At 61.0% G+C, this 21,808-nt stretch carries 8 protein-coding genes (1 of these 8 only partly in view); all 8 read right to left on the minus strand.

Annotated elements, in window-relative coordinates:
• Positions 1 to 9,962 carry the start of a non-ribosomal peptide synthetase gene (locus IEX75_RS16665; RefSeq protein WP_188795839.1) on the minus strand. 25,837 nt of this gene lie to the left of the window's left edge, so 9,962 of the gene's 35,799 nt are visible here — the first part of the coding sequence; the start codon lies at positions 9,960 to 9,962; the stop codon falls past the left edge of the window.
• A gap of 104 nt (positions 9,963 to 10,066) precedes the next feature.
• Positions 10,067 to 13,471, minus strand: coding sequence for an ACP S-malonyltransferase (gene fabD / locus IEX75_RS16670; protein ID WP_188795841.1), 3,405 nt, complete (start codon positions 13,469 to 13,471; stop codon positions 10,067 to 10,069).
• Positions 13,472 to 13,717: 246 nt separating this feature from the next.
• The gene (locus IEX75_RS16675) at positions 13,718 to 13,930 is read right to left on the minus strand and encodes an MbtH family protein (RefSeq protein ID WP_188795844.1); all 213 of its coding nucleotides are present in this window, start codon (positions 13,928 to 13,930) and stop codon (positions 13,718 to 13,720) included.
• A 532-nt stretch (positions 13,931 to 14,462) separates the two neighbouring features.
• Entirely contained in the window at positions 14,463 to 15,440 is a 978-nt protein-coding gene (locus IEX75_RS16680) for a phytanoyl-CoA dioxygenase family protein (RefSeq protein WP_188795846.1), read from the minus strand.
• Positions 15,433 to 16,680: a glycosyltransferase family 4 protein gene (locus IEX75_RS16685; protein WP_188795848.1), complete on the minus strand. Its 1,248-nt coding sequence runs from the start codon at positions 16,678 to 16,680 to the stop codon at positions 15,433 to 15,435. The genes IEX75_RS16680 and IEX75_RS16685 overlap by 8 nt, the downstream gene beginning before the upstream one ends.
• Positions 16,681 to 16,746: 66 nt before the next feature.
• Entirely contained in the window at positions 16,747 to 18,216 is a 1,470-nt protein-coding gene (locus tag IEX75_RS16690; protein WP_188795850.1) for a TolC family protein, read from the minus strand.
• Positions 18,206 to 19,627: an HlyD family type I secretion periplasmic adaptor subunit gene (locus IEX75_RS16695; protein WP_188795852.1), complete on the minus strand. Its 1,422-nt coding sequence runs from the start codon at positions 19,625 to 19,627 to the stop codon at positions 18,206 to 18,208. Before IEX75_RS16695 ends, IEX75_RS16690 begins: the two co-directional genes overlap by 11 nt.
• The gene (locus IEX75_RS16700; RefSeq protein WP_284358184.1) at positions 19,624 to 21,777 is read right to left on the minus strand and encodes a type I secretion system permease/ATPase; all 2,154 of its coding nucleotides are present in this window, start codon (positions 21,775 to 21,777) and stop codon (positions 19,624 to 19,626) included. Before IEX75_RS16700 ends, IEX75_RS16695 begins: the two co-directional genes overlap by 4 nt.
• Positions 21,778 to 21,808 lie beyond the last annotated feature (31 nt).

Consider the following 21,808-nt stretch of genomic DNA (forward strand, 5'->3'; position numbering starts at 1 on the left):
TTGGTTTTCACCGAGCCCAGGCCGCAGTGCGGCGCCGGCACGACTTGGTCGCCGGTGGCGGCGTAAAGCGCCTGGAAGGCGGTTTTCAGGCCATTGATCTCCACCGGATCGCCGAGCGGCGTGCCGGTGCCGTGTGCTTCGATATAGCTCACCGTGCGCGGATCGATGCCGGCCTGCGCGTAGGCGCGCCGCACGACGTCCGCCTGCGCATTTGGATTGGGTGCGGTCAGCGAGTTCGCGCGGCCGCCATGGTTTTCCGATACGCCGCGCACCACGCCGTAAATGTGGTCGCCGTCGCGCTCGGCGTCGGCGAGTTTCTTCAGCACCAGCATCGCCACGCCTTCGCCGCGCACGTAGCCGTTCGCGTCGGCGGAGAAGGTTTTGCAGCGGCCGTCTTCGCTCAGCATGCCGGCCTTGGTGAAACTGATGTGCAGATCGGGCGTGATCAAGGTGTTTACGCCGCCAACGATCGCCATCGACGATTCGCCGCCCTGGATCGCCGCAACGCCACGGCGCAATGCCACCAGCGAACTGGAGCAGGCGGTTTCCACCGGCTCGCTCGGCCCGTGCAGATCAAGGAAATAACTCATGCGGTTCGGCCCCACCGAGGCCACCGCGCCGGTTGACGAATAGCCCTCGATCGCCGTCATCGCACGTGCGATCAAGCTGCTGTAGCCGGTACCCATGGTACCGACGAAAATCGCCGTATCGCTGCCGGCCAGCGCCGGACCCGCATAGCCCGCATCTTCCAGCGCTTTCCAGATGTAGATCATCATCAGGCGCTGTTGCGGATCCATCAGTTCCGCTTCTTTCGGCGAGATGCCGAAGAACAGTGGATCGAATTCATCCACGCCGTCGATAAAGCCGCCCCATTTGATGTGCGTGCGATTGGCCTCGCGCGCGGGATCGCCATGCCATGCGCGCCAGTCCCAGCGCGACGCTGGAATTTCGCTGATGCAATCGCGGCCTTCCAGCAGATTGCGCCAGAACGCATCCAGGTCAGGTGCCTGTGGGAACTGACCGCTCATGCCAATGATGGCGATGGGTTCGCTCGTGGCCGTGATGTCCGGCGCTGGCTTGCTGCTGCGGCTCCATCCACGTGCGCGTGCGCGTTCCTGCGTGTGCGCGGCAGGCTGCACGGGCGTGGTCGCCTCGAACGCGACACTGTGCTCGCGCACCAGGTAAGCAGCCAGGCCGTCGATCGTCGGGTATTCGAAGAACAATGTCGGCTGCAGTTCCAGTTTGTAGCGCTGGTTGATGGCGTTGCCGAATTCCGTCAGCGAGACCGAATCGAAACCGTATTCGCTGAATGCGGTTTCGCCGTCGATGTCTGCGGGTTTGACTTTGATCAGGGAGGACACGAGTTCGATCAGTGTCTGCTTAACCTGATCCAAGACTCCCTCCCCTGCATGCAGGGGAGGGTTGGGGTGGGGTTGTGTGGGCTTGCCGTTCGATCTGAACTCATCGCGAGGTTGCTGTTGCTTCAGCCCATCCCGCGCCCTCCTGCTTGCAGGAGCAGAAGGCAAAATATGTTCCCCTAATACACGCAAGGGAGGAAGCAAGAGCGCCTCACGAATCCGCTCAGCATCCCCCGCCACCACCATCGCCTGCGTTTCGCCACTGGCCCAGATCTCGTACAGCGCCGCCAGACCATCGGCCGTGCGCAACGGCTGCATGCCCCACTGCCGCGCCAGCATCGTGCGCGTTGGCGCATCCACCTGCATGCCGCCTTCCTCCCACAGGGGCCAGTTCACCGACAACGTGCGGCCATGCCGGCGTCCTTGCGCCGCCAGCGCGTTGCGCCGATGCACGAACGCATCCATGAATGCGTTGGCTGCCGCGTAATCCGCCTGGCCGGCGTTGCCGATGGCGCCGGCGATGGACGAGAACACGATGAAAGCATCCAGCGCGATGCCGCGGCTGGCTTCGTCCAGGTGCAGCGTGCCGTGCACCTTGGCGCTGAACACCTCGTGCAATTGCGCGGGGGTCTTTCTGGCGAGATAACTGTCGCGCAGCACACCGGCGCTGTGGATGATGCCGTCCAGGCTTTCGAATTCTTCGGGAATGCCCTGCACCAATGCCGTTACCGCCTGTGCGTCGCTGACGTCCACGGCGCGATAGCGAACCACCGCGCCCAGTGTTTCCAGTTCGCGGACGTGCGCTTGAATGCCGGCATGCATCGGAGTGCGTCCGGTCAGAATCAGCACCGGGTTGCGTACCTGTGTGGCGATGTCGCGCGCAAAGACCAGACCCAGGCCACCGGCCCCGCCGGTGATCAGGTAGACGCCGTGCGCTTTCCACGGACTTGCGGCTGCAGCCGGCGCCGCAAAGGTTTCCCAGCCTGCTACGTAGCGCGAGCCCATGACGTAGCGCACGCGGACGGCTTCGTCATCGCGGTTGTCGAGCAATAACTGCGCCACATCCTGGCCGTGCTCAATGTCGATCACTTGCCCGCGCAACCGCGGATGCTCGCGTTGCGCCGTACGCAACATGCCGTGCAGGCCGGCGAAAAGTTGCGCCTCGCCCTCGGCCGGCACCGCGATCTGCATGAAAGCCTGCCCCGTTTCACAACTGAGCGATTGGAGCTGCTCCAACAAGGCGCCAGCAACAGCTTCGTAGCTGCCGGCAAGATCGGGCGTGACGTCAATCGTGGAGACGATCGCGCCGGGCACGCGCACGCCGACGTCGGCAGCATGAATATTCGGCAAGCCACACAGCAGCACGCGATGCGCAGCCGGCGCAGCATTCGCGGCGGCTGAAGGCGCAACAGCCGTCCACATGGGGCGCATCAGCAAGGTCTCGCCGTCCGGCACGATGGCGGGAAGCGTTTCGTGCGCCGGGATGCCCACCGCGCGCAGCTCCAATTGCCGCAGCTGCACGCATACCGCACCGCTTTCGTCGCACAGGTCGATATCCAGGCGCTGCTCGCCAGCGTCGCTGCTGCGTATGAAAGCCCACATGCTCGCGGTGCACGGCGCGAGCACGTCCATGCCGCCGAGGGCAAACGGCAACCTCAGCGATGCTTGCGAGTTCAACAGCAACGTCGCCTGCAACGCTGCATCCATCACGCTCGGATGCAGCGCGTAGTCGTCGCGCGTGACTTGCGCTGACGCCGGCAGGGCGATGCGCGCCAGCAATGCACCATCGCCGATGAACGCCTCGGCCAGGCCACGGAAGGATGGACCGTAGTGCAGCCCCAGGGATTCGAAACGCGCGTAGCATTCCGCCGCTTCGACGTGCGCCACCGAACACTGCTTCCGCAGTGCGGCCAGATCGTACGTCGTCGCGACAGCTGCCGCCTGGACAGCCACCACGCCACGGCTGTGGACGATGACCGCGCCATCGTCATCCTGGCGATAGATCTCGGCATCGAGATCGCCATCATCACGCGGCTTCAACGCCAGGTGCAGGTTCACGCCGCCGGCATCGACGCGGATCGCACGAAGCCAGGCCATGTGTTTCCACCGCAGCGGTTCGCCAGCATCGAACGCCTGCTCTGCGGCATGGCGCAGCATCTCCAGTTGCGCCACGCCGGGCAGCACCCGATGGCCCTGCACAACATGGTCGGCGAGAAAAAATTCTTCGCCGCTGAAGTGCGAACTGAAACGCAACCCGTCGACGTTGGAGCTGTTCCGGTGCACCAGCGGATGCGGCACGGTCGTCGCTATCCCCACATCACGCGCCGTTTCGCTGACCGCAATCCAATAACGATCGCGCGAAAACGGATAGGTGGGAAGGCTGATGCGCCGCGGCCGCGGCCCCGCCGCATACAGGCGCTGCCAATCGAACGACACACCCTTCGTCCACAGATCGAGCAGCTTGCCGTGCTTGCCCTTGGCCAGCCACGCTTCGACGATGGCCGGCAGGTCGTCATCGCCGCTGAGCGCGGTGAGCGCTTCCTTGTTGCGCTTCACCTGCCCCCTGTAAAGCCCGTCGATGACTGCTTCGCCAGCGAGATAATCGCGAAGCTTTTCGCGCAGTGGGTCGAGCGAATGCGCGATGATGCCCAGCCGCTCTTCCATCGCCTCGCGTCCGAACTGCAGCGTGTAGGCGAGATCGGCCAACACGATCCGTTCCCCTTCGGCATCGAGCAAGGCCAGCAGGCGCTGTACCTGCTCGCGCAGGCGGTCTTCCTGCCGCGCGGACAACACGATCAGCGCGGGACCGTCCAGCGCGGCCGTGCCGGATGCAGACTCGCGATATTCCTCGATCACCACGTGCGCATTGGCGCCACCGGCGCCGAACGAGGAGATGCCGGCGATGCGCGGGTACTCGCGTTTTACACCGTCGACGTCAAGCACCGGCCGCGGCCATGGCGATAATGTCTGCTGCACCACGAACGGTGTCTGCGCAAAATCGATGTTCGGATTGAGTACGTGCGAATGCAGGCTCGGCGCAAGCTGCCCGTGCTTGAGTTGCAGCAGCACCTTGGTGACCCCAGCAATGCCGGCGGCGCTTTCACAATGGCCGATATTCGACTTGGCCGAACCGATCGCGCAGAACTGTGTGTCTTGCGTCCAGTGGCGGAAGGCTTTGGACAAACCGGCAATCTCGATCGGATCGCCCAGGCTGGTGCCGGTGCCGTGCGCTTCCACGTAGCTGATGGCACGCGCGTCGATGCCGGCCTCGCGCAGCGAGCGTTCGATCACCTTCGCCTGCGCATGCGGGCTGGGCACGGTGTAACCGTTGGTCTTGCCGCCATGATTGATGGCCGTCGCCTTGACCACGCCATAGATGTGATCGCCGTCGGCCTGCGCCTGGGCAAGCGGTTTTAGCAATACGGCGCCGACGCCCTCGCCCGGTACGTAGCCTTCGCCGCCTTCGCCGAAACTTTCGCAGCGCCCTTTGCCGGATATGAACCGGCCCTGCGCCAGCATCAGGTATTTGTTCGGGTGGATCGACACGTTCACGCCACCGGCCACCGCCACCGCGCAACCGCCGTGCTGCAGGCTTTGGCAGGCCAGATGAATCGCCGTCAGCGACGAGGAGCACATCGTGTCCAGCGCCAGGCTGGGACCGTGGAAATTGCAGAAATAGGAAATGCGATTGGCAACCGAAGCCGCGCTGTTGAGCATGGAAAGGTTGTTGCCCCGGGCTTGCTCCTGCGCGCCATAGAGCTGATATTCCTCGTACATCACGCCGACGAAGACACCCACGTCGCCACCCTCGGCGACGTTCTCGCGCGTGTAGCCGGCGTCTTCCAGCGTGGCGTGCACGCACTCCAGGAACAACCGCTCTTGCGGGTCCATCAATTCCGCTTCGCGCGGCGAGATGTTGAAGAACAGCGGATCGAACTGATCCACACCGTCGATAAAGCCGCCCCATTTGCCATACGTCTTGCCGGGCTTGCTACGGTCTTCGTCGAAGTAGCGCCGGTAATCCCAGCGTTCGGCGGGAATTTCGGTGATGCTGTCGCGCCCCTGGCTCAGGTTGACCCAGAACTGTTCGAGATCGTTGGCCTGCGGATAACGCCCGGCGACGCCGATGATGGCGATGTCGCCAACGTCCTGGCGATGGTTCGCCACGCCCTGCAGGCCGGTTTCCATGCGTGTCCCGAAGCGCGGACGTCGATGCAGGCCTGCCGTGGCGGGTGGTGCAGTGTCGTCGTTGCGTGGCGACATGCTCGATGAGTCGTGCACGGCTTCGCCAAGTGCTGCAACGAGGCGCTCACGATGGTTTTCCACGAAGTACGCCGCCAGTGCGGCAATGGTCTGGTATTCGAACAGCAGCGTCTTGGAGAGCGTGCCGAAGACCTGTTCCAGTGTGCGCGTCAGATCCATCACGAGGATGGAATCGATGCCATAAGCTTCCATCGGCGCACGCGCATCAATGCTGTTCGGCGAACGCTTGAGCGTGCCGGACAACAGCCGGACGAAATAGCGTGTGGCCTTCTCCTGCAGCTCGCTGGATGGCGCGCTTGCCGCCGGTTCGGGCCTGGCTGGCGCGGCGTCGATTTTTTTGGTGTTGAGCAGGCTGGATGTGAAACGTTCGATGGCCCCCTCGGCCACCATCACCTGCGGCAGGCCGCTGGCCAGCGCGCTCGCCAGCGCCGCGCAACCGCTGGCCGTGCGCAGCGGCAGCAAACCGGTACGCCGTGCGATATCTTCGCGCGTGGCGGCATCCACCTGCATGCCGCCCTCCTCCCACAGCGGCCAGTCCACCGACAGCGTGCGCCCGTGGCGCAGGCCTTGCGCCACCTGTTCGGCGCGATGATGCGCAAACGCATCCATGAACGCATTCGCCGCCGCGTAATCGGCCTGGCCAATATTGCCGAGCGCACCGGACGTGGACGCGAAACATACGAAGCAATCGAGTGCCATGTCGCGCGTGGCTTCATCCAGATGCAAGGTGCCAGCCACCTTGGCGTGCAGCACGTCGTGCAATTGCTGGCGGGTCTTGTTGATGATCAGGCTGTCACGCAGCACGCCCGCCGCATGGATCACACCGTGCAGGCTGCCGAACGCATCGGCCATGCCACGCACGAGCTGCAACACTGCATCGCGATCGCCCACGTCGAGCTGCCGGTAGTGCGGTCTTGTGCCGAGCGCTTCGAGTTCGTCGAGCTTGCCGCGTGTGGCTTCGGTGAGTGCCGAGCGTCCGGTGAGAATGAGCGTTGCGCCGCTGGCCTGGCGCGCGATCTCACGGGCAAAGATCAGACCCAGTCCGCCTGCGCCACCAGTAATGAGATACGTGCCGTGCGCCTTCCACAGCGGTGCGGCATCGAAAGATGACGGGAGTTCCTTCCAGCGACCCATCTGGCGCATGCCACCGGCGTAACGGATCTGCGCGGCGGGATTGGCGCGATTCTCCAGCAATGCCTGCACCACGTTTTGACCGGCCTCGACGCCGATCACCTGGCCGACGATGCGCGGATTTTCCTGTTGCGCCGTGCGCAGCATGCCGCCAAGGCCGGCCATGGTCTGGTCGATGCCATGGCTGGGCACGACGACCTGGATCAGATGGCGGCCCGCCTGCGCGCTCAAGGATTGAATCTGCTCCAGCAACACGCCAGCAGCCGATTCGTAGCGCTGCGCCAGCGCGTCGCCCGTGCTGATCTCGATGCACGCCGCATGCGGTAAACCCGCCTGCACGTCGGCGGATATCGCACGAAGATTGTCCTGCCCACCGCAGAGCAGGACGAGGTACCGTGCATACTCCGGCGCGTGCTCCGCTTCGGCCGATGGCGTTGTCCAGTCGAACTGGAACAGCGCTGTGCGCACCGGCTCGGTAGCGTCCGTTTGGGCGACGGCGCGCATGCAGAACTCGCTGAGGCGCAAGCACACCGATCCCGTTTCGTTACATAAATCGATATCGAATTTCTGTAACGAACGCTCCGCCGCATGGCCGGCGCTGCGGCGGATCACCGCCCACATCGCATCCGGACAGGAGGCCAGCACCTCCAGCGAGCGCAGCGCAAAGGGCAGCATCAACGTGCCATCGTCCGCGCCCTGGGCATGAAAAACGATCGCTGCCTGCAACGCTGCATCGAGCAGGCTGGGATGAAGCGCGTAGTCCTGCCGCGTCGACTGCAAGCGCTCCGGCAACGACAGCCGCGCCAGCGCGCCGTCGCGGCCGACGAACAGTTCGCCCAAACCACGATGGCCTGCACCGTAGGCCAGGCCCATCCGATCAAGCATGGCGTAACAGGCGTCCGCACCCAGTTGCGTTGGCGCGTATTCCAAGCTCAACGCCGCGATATCCAAGGTCGCGGGGGATGATGCATGCGCATCGATGCTGACGGAACCCTGGCTGTATACCGCACCTTCGCCGCCATCCGCATCGTCATACAGCTCGAAGCTGAATTCGCCTTGCCCTTCCGGGAACAGCGCGATGTGGATGTCTTTGGCTTCGCCCCCCGCCACCACGGGTCGCAGCCAGACGATGTCCTTCAGCCGGCAGGAGCCGCCAGCCAAGGTCGCCTGCGTCGCCGCAAAACAGGCCATTTCCAGTTGTGCGGCCGCCGGCAGCGTGGCGCGCCCTTGCACGACGTGATCGGCAAGGAAGAATTCCTTGCCGCTGAAGCGGCTGGTGAAACGCAGTCCGGCCGCGTTGGAGGTGTTGCGATGAACGAGTGGATGGACGGCCATAAGCGATGCCGCTGAATCAGCCGGCTTCGCATCCACCCAATGTCTTTCCCTGGCGAACGGATACGTCGGCAGTGCCACGCGTCGCCTGGGCGAGGTGTGCAAACCGCGCCAATCGATCGCCTGCCCTGCCACCCATTTCGCGGCCACGGTTTGCGGATCGTCATGCGATGGCAGCCATGCAGCAGATTCCGCGGATTCCGCCAGCGCTTCCGTCGAAAGCTCGCCGCACAAGGCATCATCTTGCGTGGCCGACGCCAGCCAGCTTTCCAACCGGCGCGGCAGCGTCTCGAACGAATCGGCCACCAGCGCAAGCCGCGTCGCCATCGCCTGCCGCCCGATCTGCAGCGTGTATGCCAGGTCGGCGAGGCCGGCACGGCGAACGTCGGGCGACGCGATCGCGGCCAGCAGTTGCCGCGCGCGTTCGCGCAGTATCGGCATGGTTTTGGCTGATAACACGATGATTGCCGGCGCGTGATCGGCTGGCGCTTCGACTTCAGGCGTCATGTATTCCTCGACGATCACGTGCGAGTTCACGCCACCGAAGCCAAAGGAACTGACGCCCGCGCGGCGCGGAACGGGGCGCCCGTTTTCGTCGAGTTTCGCCGGCCACGGCTGTGCCTTGTCGACGATGAAAAACGGACTGCCTTCCAGCGCGATGCGCGGATTGAGCTTCTGGTAATGCACCAGCGACGGAAAGACCTGATGCTTCATGCACAGGATCGTCTTGATCAAACCCGCCAGGCCAGCCACCGATTCCAGATGCCCGATGTTGGTCTTGACGCTGGCGATACCGCACGCATGTTCCTGCAACGCCTCGCCGCGAGCGGCCGCGACGCGGGTGAAGGCCATTTTCAAGCCTTCCACTTCGATGGGATCACCCTTGGGCGTGCCCGTTCCGTGCGCTTCGACATAGCCGATGCTGCCGACCGGTACGTCCGCCTGGCGCAATGCCTCGGCGATCACGTTCGATTGCGCGGCTGAACCGGGATACGTGACTGTTCGCGCGCGGCCACCATGATTCACGGCCGAACCACGCAATACCGCCAGGATGCGGTCGTTGTCGCGGATCGCATGGTCGAGCGGCTTGATCAGGATCATCGCCGCACCTTCGCCGCGCACGTAGCCATTGGCGCGCTCGTCGAAGGTCTTGCAACTGCCGTCCGGCGACAGCATGCCGGTCTTGGAAAACGAGATGAAATGCGTCGGGCTGCACAGTACGCTCACGCCGCCGACCAGCGCGTGGCCGCATTCGCCGCGGCGAATGGCGTGCGCCGCCTTGTGCAGCGCTACCAGCGAACTCGAACAGGCGGTATCGATGGGCATGCTCGGCCCATGCAGATTCAGGAAATACGAAATGCGGTTCGGGATGAGCGCGGTGTGCGTGCCGGTGGAAACGTGTCCTTCGATAGCGTCGAGCGCGTGGCGCAGATGATCTTCGTAATCGAAATTGAACACGCCGATATAGACGCCGGTATTGCTACCGCTGAACACCCTCGGGTCGTAGCCGGCGTCTTCCAGACAGGCCCAGGCCTGCTCCAGCATGATCCGCTGCTGCGGATCCATGACACGCGCCTCGCGTGCGGAAATACCGAAGAAGTCCGCGTCGAAATGTTCGACGCCATCGATGAAACCGCCCCATTTGCTGATGGATTTGTTTTCGTCCTGTGCCTGCGCCGAATAGAAGGCGTCCTTGTCCCATCGGCCGGCTGGAATCTCGCTGACGCTGGACCGGCCATCGCGCAGGTTGGCCCAGAACTGCTCGTAGTTGTCGGCACCCGGAAAACGGCAGGCCATGCCAATGATGGCGATGTCGGCTTCACGATGCGCCGCTGATGCCGGCGCGTTTTCCTGGGACCTAACCTGATGAACATTCATGACCATACATGTCCTGTAGCGTGTTCTTTCGGATTCCGCGTCAAACGACTTCGCCCGCATCCTGCGATGTAATTTTTAAAAACAGCCGACCTCCGCGGCCGCGATCAAGCGACCAGCGAATGGGATGCGGCTGTGATCGGATCGTTGCGTTCGGAACGGTGTTCCCGCGGTTCCAGGAAGCGCGTATAGGAACGCGCCAAGTGTTCCGCCGTGGCGTCCATGAGCTTGATCGCGATGCGATCCACGTGACGCTTGCTCCAGTGTTCCAGCTCCGTACCTTTCACCCATTGGTTGAACGAGCCCAGGGCCGGGCCGGTATGAATCTGGTAATTCACGCGGTCGTTGCCGTCGCCTTCCATCGCAATGCGTGAGCTGTAGGCGAAATACCAGCGGAACACCAAGGCCATCTTGTGCTTGGCATTGGCCTCGGCCTTGGCGATTTCGTGTTCGCGGTTCACCGACTTGAAATAGGCGGCCGTCTCACGCCAGATCTCGTCGAACGTTTTCTTGAAGAACGTGCCTTCCAACTGCCGGCGCGTGCGCTCGGGAATGTCTTCCAGACTGTCGTAGTGGCGATAGAGCGAAAACAACTTATTCGCGCGCGCGGGGAAGAACACCGATTTCTTCATCACCTGGATTTGCGCGCCGAGTTCGAACATGTCGCCCGCGGGCGCGTAGTCGGTGTCGTGGATGTCCATCTCCTGCAGCATCGACTTGCCATCGGCGCTCATGCCGGCTTCCGCCGTGCACTGGTTGATCGAGCCGGTGAGGATGAAATCCGCGCCCAGCAGGAATGCAGCGGCCGCCGCTTCCGGCCCGCCGATGCCACCAGCCAGCCCCATGCAAAGCGGTTCCGCATAACCATGCATGCGCTGCATGTCATCGCGCATGCGCAGCAACGGTGGCAGCATCACCGTGGGAATGCCGCCATCGGTATGTCCGCCGGAGTCGGCTTCCACGCAAATGTCGTGACTCATGGGCACGCGTTGCGATAGCTCGGCCTGCTGCGGCGTGACGAGGCCGCGCTGGAGCAGCCGCTCCACGATCATCGCCGGCGGCGGACTCATGAACGCCCGCGCAACCTCCGGACGCGACACCTTGGCGATGACGCGATGGTCGCAGACGATCCGGTTGCGCACATCCATGCGCAAGCCTTGCAGGCGGAAGCGGACCAGTGCCGGCGTCATCTGCATGAACGCGGCAGCCTCCACGTTGCGGATGCCGTATTTCAGATAGAGATCGACAACCGCTTCTTCTTCGGCGGGATAGTCGTAGTTGGCAAGCAGGTTCATGCCGTAGGGCTGGCCGGCGTTCAATTCGCCCTGGATGCGAACGATGTTCGCCTCGATCTTCGCCGTCGACAGTCCGCCCGCACCGAAGAAACTCAGGAAGCCGGCCTTGCCCATCGCTATGACCAGGTCGGCGGAGGCGACGCCGCGATACATGCCGCCGGCCATATAGGCGTATTTCAGGCCAAGCCGCCGCCGGAATACCTCGCTGCCAAGTGATGTCGCCGCCACGCGCGGCTCCTCATCGCGGCGGTTTGCCATCGGGCTTATTTCGCTGGCCACACTCACTGAGGACCATTCGTCATCCGCTCTCTTGATCGACAGCGCCGCCTGTGCCTCCTCGACAATGGGTGTCGTCTTAGCCTTGATCTCCTGCACCATCTTCGTAAGAACGCTGGCGCCGATCTCCTGGAACTCGACGTCGCCTTTGCCGAGCACGTAGCGGATCGAATCCACCCATTGCACCGGCGAGGCAATTTGCGCGGCCAGCGTTTCGGCGATGCGCGTGCTGTCGTAGGGACGGGCCGTGGCGTTGGCGATCACCGGCACGTCGGGCGACGCGAAGGTGAATGACTGCAGGAACTCGGCAAACTCGGCTTGCGCGGCGCGCATGTGGCGCGAGTGGAATGCCGCGCTGACGTTCAAGGTCACACAGCGCACATTTTTCTTGGCAAATAGATCGGCCGCTTCGGCGAGCCCGTCCTTGCGGCCGGCGATTACCGTTTGCGTGGGTGAATTGACGTTGGCAATGTCAATCTCATCAAGCCCGCACTCATCCAGCGCCGCCCTTACCTCCTGCGCAGCGATGCCAAGCACCGCCGCCATGCCGCCGCCGCTGGCGGCACCCATCAGCTCGCCGCGTTTCTTGACCAGGCGCAACCCCGTTTCAAAAGAGAATACGCCCGCGGCGAGCAAGGCGTTGTACTCGCCAAGGCTGTGCCCCGCGAAGAAATCCGCCTGCTCCTGCCGATGCAGATAGTGCAGCGCATTGACAACGAACAAGGCGGGCTGCGTGTACTGCGTCTGCGACAGCCATCCTTGCCGGTCATGCAGGCACAGCTCATCCAGCGAATAACCCAGGATGTCGGATGCGCATTCGACCTGTTCCCGAAACAACGGAAAAAGGTCTTTGCCCATGCCCTTGAATTGCGAACCTTGGCCCGGAAAAACGATGGCTTTCATAGTGCGTGACTCCATGTTGCGCCCGCTGCGTGTGTGCTTGCCTTGATCTGCCGGTATGACCGGATGGAATGCCTGCTTTATTCCGCGCGCGGCCGATTGAAGGTTCATCTTCAAGCCGGATAGCCGCTGCATGTCGCTGCCCAACGGCGACATCACGTGATGAATGGAAGAAGCCGAACCTGCCGGCAGCGCGTACTTCAGGAAAGTCGCCAACGTTCCGCCAGGACCGGCGTCGATGTAGCAGTGCTCGCCTTGCGAGGCGAGCATGCCGATGGTGTGCTGGAAACGGATCGGCTCACGCACGACCGACCACAAATGGCTCGCAGAAAATTCGTGCAATGCCTTGCCTTGCGCACAACAGACCAGCGGCATGCTGCCTTGACGCAACGGCAGCGTGCGGAGAAATGCCTGATAAGGAGATTCGGCTGCATCGATCCAGCGCGAATGAAATGCGTAACCGACGGGAAGCCTCTGAAACGCGACGCCGCTTCGACGCAGCCGGCTTTCGATTTCTTCCGCATGTGTTGCCGGCAGCGATATCACCGCATGCGTAGCGAAGTTGGTGCCGGCCAGCTCACACGAGGCGAGCAGCTCGGGCGGCAGGCAGCGCTCCCAGTCACCCATCACCGCGATCATGCAGCCACGCTGGCAATGCGTTTCCACGGCGATGGCCTGCTCGATCACGGCAAGCAGCGCGTCGCACGGATCGAGATGGCCCGCTACGGCGGCCGCGGCAAACGTGCCGAGGCTGGCGCCAAGCACCAGGTCCGGCCGGACGCCCGCATCGGTCAACGACGTCGCTAGCGCATGCTCCACCATGAAGATGGCGGCATGACTGTGCAGCAGTCGATCGAATGGCGCATTGCGCGCATGGCGCACGGCAAACAGCACGTCCACGACCGATTCGCCGCAACGCTCGCGGAACACTTCATCGGCATGCAGCATGGCGGCGCGAAAATGCGCGTCGCGCTCAAACAGCTCCCGTCCCATCTGGAAGTGATGCGAACCCTGCCCCGAAAATAGCAATACGGTTTTCACGCTCGACACATGACACACGCAACACGAACCATGATTCCACGTTGAAATCACGCCACTACCGGTGCATTGATCGTCCAATGCATGCATGGCGGACAGTGGAAACATCCGCCACAGGCGCAACCAAGCCTATGCATGACCTCCATCATCAGTGCGGACAGCAAAAAACAATCGGCGATCACTGCGCACGAAAAACAAATCGCGCACAGCATGGCGCCGTTTTATTTCATTTCATCGCATGCAGCGTGGCTAGCCAGAATGTGTACGCGCCTGTAACGAACCTGGGCGCATGTCGGTCCACACCTCTTCAATGAACGCCAGGCAGAGCTCTTTTGACCCCTGCTTTCCCGTCATGGACCAACCCTTTGGCACGATCTTATTTATCGGCCAGATCGAATATTGCCCTTCCTGATTGATGACGACTGCATAATCGGTTTCTTGCTGACTCGATCCGCTGGACATGCGTCCCTCTCAAAAAAAGAAAACAGAATCGATTTACGTTTTAAATAGGACAAATGAAGAAATTCGCTAGAAAAAATAAAAGATAGCCTTTAAATCCCCCAAGCTTCACCCAAGCAGAAACCGTCTCGCACGGATTGGTGCAAGATGTGCAATTCAGGGCGCCCCTCCCACGTCGCGTCCCGATGTTTTCGACACAAGCGCACCGCAAACATCACTGCGCGCACACTGCGAATACCGGAATGCTTATCCCAGCACACATGGGCGTGATGACAGCGTGAAAATACGTCATAACAAGATGCCGCGTGACTTTTTTATGAAAATTAAAAAATCGGTGCGTAATAAGGGTGAAATATTTTTTCAAGGAATCTAACGGATAAATCCAGTGCCGCATGGCGAGCGTCGCGTAACCAGATGGTGAGCCGCCTCGCCTACGCGCCATTGATCTGCTGGAAATATCGCATGGCGTTTATTAAGTGCCTCACGACCGTAGGCATCCAAGCGATGCTTGAATGGATTGACGAATCCATTGCAATCAAGACTTCCATTCCTCGGTGTAGGCAAAGCGCGTGGGCTGCAGCGACATGTATTGCACGACGCGTGGTCGCTGCGCACGATTCGGACTGCTGCCATGCGGCAGCAGGTGATGCCAGATGATCATGTCGCCGCGCTTTGCGGCAATCGGCTTCATCGTCAGGGTGCGCTGCGCATGGTCATGCGCATCGACGCCAGCGGGAATACTTTTCAGCCACTGCTTCAGCGTGCGATGAAAGCCTGGCACGCAGCTGAATGCGCCCTGGTCCTCATCAACGTCGGCGAGATACAGGATGCCCTGCAATGCAAGGCGATGTGGTTCGGCGAGCGTGGTGTCCCAGTGCAAATGCGGTCCAGGGAATGGCCAGTTTTCGCGCTCTGGCGGATTGAACCCGCCTTGGTCGATGGTTACCCAAAGATCCTCGCGCCCCCACAGTTGTGCATGGGCCTTATGAATGCGTGGCGCGCGACGATTGGCCACCAGGGCTGGATGCCGCAGTAGCGGCACCCAGATCGAATGACCCAGCGATTGGCGATACCAGGACGTCGGGTCGTCGCGGTTCATCCCTAAAAAATCGTAGATGGCCATCTCTGCCAATGCCGCTGCTTCGGGGCTGATCGCGTTGCGTAGGATGACATAGCCATGCTCGTGCCAGTGTGCAAGGTCGTCCGCAGTCAGGCCTTCGACACGCTCGAGACTACCGACCTCGGCGCCGACAGTCTCGCCTGCCAGTGCACGTCGCAAGCGATCCAGCGAGGCATTTTTCAGTTCGCCGCCATTGCGCTCCCCTACCCAGGCTTCGAATTGCGCATAACTCGGCTGTTCCTGATGCAAGTAGCGCAGGGTTTCCAGCACGTTAAGGTGCAAACCAGCCAGCAAGGTCTTGATGACATCCTGCGGCAGCGGCGCAGCAGATCCCGGCGCGCACTGGCAAGCCCAGTACGTGCGCAACTCCTCGATACCAAGACGACTAGCCATCCTGGATTACTGAGCAGGACTCGATCAACGCCCGCTGTTTAGGCAGACAAACAGTATTCAAATCATAGCGATCGATGATCGTCTGGCGGGCACGCTCGCGGTGAAGGTGCATTCGCGTTGGATCTTCACAGACACGTTGAACCGCTTCGGCAATATCATGAGGTGAAAAAAAATCAACCAATAATCCGTTCTCTTCATGAATGATGACCTCCTCGACCGGCGGTGTCCGAGAGCCGATCACCAGCGCACCGGCCGCCATCGCTTCCATCATTGACCACGACAGCACAAATGGATAAGTGAGGTAAATGTGCGCCGTTGATACCTGCAAGACGTGCAAAAAGGTTTTGTACGGCAACTTTCCGACAAAGTGGACTCGACTGGCATCAAATTTTCCATTGATCTCCGCCAGATACTTTTCCCGATAAGTACCCTCGGACAAACGGCGTCCATAGGAAACATCATTGCCGCCGACGATAACCACGTGAGCATTGGGTCGTGCCTTCGTGATGGCCGGCAATGCACGCATGAAAGTGTGAAAGCCCCGATAAGGCTCCAGATTCCGGCTGACGAAGGTGATCACCTCATCTTTGCGAGTCAGCCGTAATCCTTTGTTGGGAAAGTGGATAAATGCTTCGGGGTCGGGTCTAACCATGGACGTATCTACACCATCGTGCACCACTTCGATCTTCGGGTGATACGTAGACGGAAAGAGAGTCCGCTGCCATACCGTCGGTGCAATGCCAAGGTCCGATTGCTCCAGCGCCATAAGGTGATGCAGGTTGCGTGTGCGTAGACGCAATACATCGTCTGCCGTGTTGGAAAATTCGGGGTCAAAGTCAAAATCCTGTCCCACGGTGTTGTAGTAGAACTCGCAGAAATGAAGCAGCCTCGCACGGGGAAATACGTCTTTGAGAAACAATGTCTCCCCCCATCCGGGGTGGGCGTAAACCACATCCGGATAGAAGCCCGCCTTCTTGATCCTTAGAAGTGTCTTGAGCACTACCTGTCCACGCTGCACGGCTGCCTCAGTAGTCCTCAACGTGGGTAACGTTGTCGCCCTGCTCGTGGGGGGCGTTTCATAGCCGACCAGTTTTACGCCGGGTATGGGCGCACGGATGTTGTCGCGCAAGCGACGCATCTCGCCAAGCCCGATGACCTCGCAGTCCGGCCGCTGGCCGTAATGGGTCAAGAGATGTCGATACTGGCCGGGTAAATTTTGATGGATCAGCAGTAGCCGCACGGCGTTATATTCCTGGGATCGAAGAGATTTAACGGCATGACATCGTAGTTCCGGCCATCAAACGAATCACCCATCTGGCGAAGCGCCGGATTTCAACGCGTCGATATCATTCCAATCAAGCTGCCCCAAGGCCGAGGCCAAAGCCAAACGATCGTAACGCCACGTCGTCAGCGCCTGGATACGCTGTTGCCTGGCTTGGGCCAAGGCCGTCTGCGTGCTGAGTAATTCCAAGATGGTGCCAATACCTGACCGATAACGTCTTTGCGCCGACTCCCACGCCTGCGTTGCCACCGATTGCATCTCGCTGCTGTAGATCAGGTTCTGGCGATCCGTCTGAAGGCTCTGGTAGCTCGTCCAAACCTGCAAGGCTACCTGCTGTTTTGCCTTGTCGACCGCAACAGACTGCTGATCCACCTGTGCCCGTGCTTGTCGCACCTGGTATGACGTCGCGAAGCCGGAAAAGATCGGCACACTGACTTGAATACCGACGTAGCCGTCGTGACCCGTTGCCGGATAGTGCGGCAACCCCAGGCCCAGCTGCACGGGTTCGTTATTCTGGCTGTATTGCGCCACCAGTTTGATCGTGGGTCGTCCTTGCGACTTCGCTTGCGTCACACCCGCGTTGGCAGCGTCCAGTTCCTTTTCGGCGGCAACAATCGCCGGATGCGTTCGTTCGGCCTGTGCCATGAGCTGCGACACCGAGCGCTGAAATGTTTCATCCGGTTGGGTGGTGTCGTCCAAGCCATCCAGCGTCATGGCCGTATCGGGCGATAGCGCAATGACGTTGGCCAAATTGCCCTGCGCTGTCATCGCCTGGCCTTGATCGCGCGTCTGAGCAATCTGCGCCTGCCTGTACGCTGTCTGCGCCTGATACACCTCGGTAATTGGCGCAATACCACGATTGCTCCGCTGTTGCGCCGCCACCAAACTGTTTTGTGCGTCCTGTACCACTGCTTCATCCGCGCGCAGCTGCTCACGGGCCGCCACTGCCGCGTAATACGCCTTGGCCGCATCAGCAAAGGTTTGCTGAAGAACCGCATTCTCATTCGCCTGTGCGGCACTCAGCAGCGCTTTGGCGTTGTCCAACGTGGCACGTCGTCCACCGAAGTCGTACAGGATCCATGACAGCGACAAGTCGCCAGAATGCACCATGGTCGAATAATTGGAGCTAAGTTCAGGATGGTCTCGAACGCGAGTAATCGAGTCTTCGTGGACTCCCTCCCCCGTTGCCGACAGAGTTGGCAAATACGCAGCCTTGCTTATTCCTACGGCGGCCGCGCGCTCCTCGATGACCGTCCATGCATCTCGCGTGTCCGGGTTGTTGCATAACGCCCGCTCTATGGCTTCCTGAAGCGTCAGAGGCGTGCCAGGCGGGCCGAACGTGCAAGCTGCATGGCCAGCAAACAGGGGGGCGGCAGCATTGCTCGGGACGTTGTTGCGAGTATGGAGCGGGTCGGTTGCCCATGCTCCACGCGTTCCCAAGCACATCAGCGTTGCTATCGCAACGACTGCCCGCAAAAGCCACCTAACGTTCATGCAGGCTCTCCTGCACGTTTTGCACAAGCGGTCCGAGGAAGTAGCCGATCACGCGCCGCCTTCCAGTGGTGATTTCCGCGTTGACGGCCATGCCAGGTGTCAATGTCACCCAGCGCGAGTCTATCCACATACGATCGCTCGGCAGATGCACGTAAGCGACAAACACGGAACCGCGCTTCTTGTCCTGGGCTGCATCGTTCGACAGCTCCGCCACGGTACCTGTCAAATAGCCATAACGCGTATAGGGAAAGGCGGCAATTTTTACGACGACCGGCTGTCCTTCGTGCACGAATCCGACGTCGTGGTTTTCGATGGTTACCTTCGCCATCAGCGTATCGTCTGGCACGATTTCCATGAGCGATTGTGCCGTGGTGACCACTCCACCCAGGGTATGGATGGCCAGTTGCTGGACCGTTCCGCTCACCGGGGCTTTCAAAGTCAGCAGTGACTGCCGGGTCGTAGTCTTCAGCTCATCGTTCCGGCTCGTGACGTACTCCTGGGTCTGCTTGTCCAGCTCGAGTTGCTGGTCGCGTAGAAAACCCGAAGTGATTTCAGCCAGGTCCGCCTTCTGTTGAGCGATGGTTGCCTGGAGCTGAGTGGCGTGGCTGCGCTGCGCATCCAATTCATGAGACTGGTTTTGTGCCGTTTGCTCCCGTTCCAGATAATCCATCTGGGCGACGTCCTTGTTCGCGACCAACGCTCGATAAGCGTCTGCTTCCTGTCGCGCCAAGGGAGCGGTTGCTTCCAGCTTGGCGATCTCTTGTTGTGTACTAGCCAAGTCGGCTTGCCGCGCAGCCAATTCAGCGCGCGCGTCCTGACGCTTGTCCACGTAGGCCTGCCACGTCTGCTCGGCCAGGTCGGACGCTTGTTGGCCGTCTAGCGCTGAGGCATCGGGTACCTTGGGCAATGGCGGTAGTTGGCCCGAAGCCACCGCCTGCAGCAGCACCTGTTCTCTCGCCATAGCCAGCGCGGCACGAATACGGTGATCCCGTGCTGTGGAAGCATCCGCAGCAGCTTGCTGTGTGTCCAGCTCGATCAAGTCCTGGCCGGCAGCGACCTGCTGACCGTCGTGCACCCGAATGGCCCGCACAACCCCCGTCACAGCGGGCTGCACTACCTTCACACTGCTATCGGGAATCAGCTCACCGCTTGCGTTCACGACAATATCGAGCTGGCCAATGATCGCGATCAACAGAACCGTCAGGACCAGGACGGCGATGACACGCATCATCCAACGGGGCGCCGGATGCAAGGGTGTCTCCATCAGTTCCAGATGGGCGGGCAGGAACGCAGCTTCGTGCGCCTCGCGCGAAGGTAACGGGTAGGCATTCCGCTCAGCCCAAGCCGCCCGCAGCACGTCACCATAGCGCCGCAATAAGTCCCCTGCCGCTTGCCAAAACAGGCGACTCATGCCGATGCCATCCCTTGCAAGTTCACCAGATGCGCGTAGTAGCCGGAGCGAGCCATCAGCTCGGCGTGCGTCCCGCGTTCGATAATCTGCCCCTTGTCCAGAGCCACGATCTCGTGGGCATGACGCACGGCACTCAAGCGGTGGGCGATGATGATGACCGTGCGGCCTGCGCAGATCGCCGCCATGTTGCGTTGAATTACCTGTTCGGTTTCAACGTCCAGCGCGCTCGTAGCCTCATCGAAAATGAGAATGCGAGGACGCGTGAGCAGAGCCCTGGCTATCGCCAGGCGTTGACGCTGCCCTCCCGATAAATTGCCGCCGTTTTCTTCCACACGCGTGTCATAACCATCGCGCATGGCGGTGATGAATTCGTGAGCTCCGGCCAGGGTCGCTGCCTGGATGACGTCGGCCATCGGCGCTGCGGGATCGGTCAGCGCAATATTTTCACGGATGGAGCGGTTGAACAGACGATTTTCCTGTTGAACCACACCAATTTGTCGACGCAACCACGCCGGATCGGCGACATTCAAATCCACGCCATCGACACGTACCGTACCGCGCTCTGGCAGGTATAAGCGCTGTAGCAGCTTGGCGACAGTGCTTTTACCCGAACCTGAGGGGCCGACGATGCCAATGATCTGACCTGGGCGAATCCGTAGATTAACGTGCTTGAGCACCTCTGGCCCATCAGGCTGGTAACGGAAAGAAACATGCTCGAAGGCAATGTCGCCGCGCACGTCGGGTAAGGACTGCTGCTGCGATGGCACTTCAGTGCGCACGTTGAGTACATCGCCCAGCCGATTCATGGAAATGCCGACTTGCTGAAAGTCCTGCCACAACTGGGCCAGACGCAAGACGGGAGCAGCGACGCGTTGCGCCATCATGTTGAAGGCAATCAATCCCCCCACCGAAAGGCGTCCGTTAATAACGAGGTGTGCCCCAAAGAACAGCACACCCACAGTCACCAACTTGCCCACCCATTGGATCAATTGCTGGCCGACGTTGCCGACCATGCTTGCCCGGAAACCCGCGGCGACATAGGCAGCCAGTTGGGTGTCCCATCGGCGAATAAACTGCGGTTCCACTGCCATGGACTTCACGGTTTCCATGCCGCCGACCGACTCCACCAGAAACGACTGGCTGTCGGCGCCGCGTGCGAATTTCTCATTCAACCGTTGGCGCAGGATCGGCACCAGGGCAAATGAGATCAGCCCATATAGCGGCAACGATAGCGCCACCATGAGAGTGAGCCACACGCTATACACACACATGACGCCAAGAAAGATGAAGGAGAAAAAGACGTCGATGACCGCGGTCAGTCCCTGGCCGGTGAGGAAGTTGCGGATATTTTCCAGCTCGCGCACCCGCGCCACCGTGTCGCCCACTCGTCGTGCGCCGAAATAAGGCAGCGGCAAAGCCATCAAGTGACGAAAAAGGCGCGAACCCAGTTCCACGTCGATCCGATTGGTGGTGTGAGCAAACACATAGTTACGCAGACCGGTCAGCAAGGCCTCAAACAGGCCGCTGGCCAACAAGGCAACGCATATGACGATGAGTGTCGATTCCGCCCGATTAGTAAGGACCTTGTCCATCACCACCTGGAACATCAAAGGTGTCACCAGGCCAAACAATTGCAGGATCGCCGAAACGCCTAGTACCTCCAGAAGGATATGCCGATACTTCACCATAGCCGGCAAGAACCAGGAAAAATCGAACCGCGCCAATTCGCCGGCTAGCGAGGCGCGCGAGGCAAATAGCAATACGCGTCCGTTCGAGCGCGCAACCACCGCATCCAGCGCGTGTACCGTAGGCGCCTTGACGCTCGCTTCCTGCACCAGAACAGTTCGGTCTTTGATCGCTGCAATGACGAAGTGCTTGCCTTGCTTGTCCATCACCAGAGCGGGCAGCGGTAAACGGTCCAGGCGATCGGCGCGCAGAGGCACAGCTCGTGAGCGCAAGCCTAGCGATCGAGCTGCAAGTACGAGATCGCCTTCCTCAAAGACGCCACCTTGCAGAGCCGCGTTATGCCGGATTTGGTTCGCTTCTGCTGGGATACCGTGAAATCCAGCGATAAGCAGTAAGAGCGCCAGACCCGGGTCGGGCTTTACATTCGACGTATCCGCCGTGGCGGGAGCTTCCATGGTCATCATGCGGTGACCAGCCATGCTACGCGAGCTGCCA

This window comes from Dyella nitratireducens (assembly GCF_014642835.1).
In the GTDB taxonomy this organism is placed as follows: Bacteria; Pseudomonadota; Gammaproteobacteria; order Xanthomonadales; family Rhodanobacteraceae; genus Dyella_B; species Dyella_B nitratireducens.